Source organism: Carnobacterium sp. (assembly GCF_032094055.1).
Taxonomy (GTDB): domain Bacteria; phylum Bacillota; class Bacilli; order Lactobacillales; family Carnobacteriaceae; genus Carnobacterium_A.
Genome location: NZ_DAMDAK010000032.1, coordinates 15468 through 16193 on the forward strand (window position 1 = coordinate 15468; position 726 = coordinate 16193).

At 33.5% G+C, this 726-nt stretch carries 1 protein-coding gene and 1 pseudogene; both read left to right on the top strand.

Annotation, left to right across the window (positions count from 1 at the left end; genetic code table 11):
- Positions 1-253: cell division protein FtsL (gene ftsL, locus RT405_RS06635; RefSeq protein ID WP_313468589.1), on the top strand; the 253-nt coding region annotated here is incomplete at its 5' end.
- Between the two features lie 101 nt (positions 254-354).
- A pseudogene (locus RT405_RS06640) lies at positions 355-726 on the top strand (penicillin-binding protein); the annotation flags it as partial.

Genomic DNA, 726 nt, shown 5'->3' on the forward strand with positions numbered 1-726 from the left:
AAAACTACTTTGTGGTGCATTGTTGTCTATTGTATTTGCGTTAGTTGCAATAAGTATCTCGTTGGAAATAAGTATTGCTAGCACAAACCGTGCATTACAAGACACTAACTCTTCTATTGCAACGATTACTACTATAAATGACAATTTGGAACAAGAAGTTCAAGAATTATCTCGTTATGATCGTGTTTATAAAATTGCCAATAGTCAAGGGTTAAAAATGAATGAAGCGAATGTAAGGAATGTTACTAAATGACAAATAAAAACCCTTTAAAAAACAGAAAAAAAATAGCAATCTTGCTTTTTTTTGGTACCTTGTTTTTATTTTTGGTATTTGTAGGACGTTTTACTTATATCATGGTAAGAGGAGAAATTAACGGGGAAAACTTGTCTCAAAATGTTAATAACCTTTATACAAGAAGTAGCGTACTAGAAGCAAACAGAGGAGCCATTTATGATGTAGGCGGAAATCCGATTGCTGTGGATGCTACTTCTTATTCATTAATCGCAGTTTTCACAGATAAATGGTCAAATAACCCTAAAGATCCTCAATATGTGGTAGATAAACAAAAAACAGCTGCTGCTTTAGCAAAGCATATTGCTATGAGTGAGGCGGACATCTTAAAAAGACTGAATCAAAAAGATCTAGCGCAAGTAGAGTTTGGTTCGGCTGGGAAAAAATTATCTTACGATATAAAAACAGCTATTGAAGAAGAAAAATTACCGGGT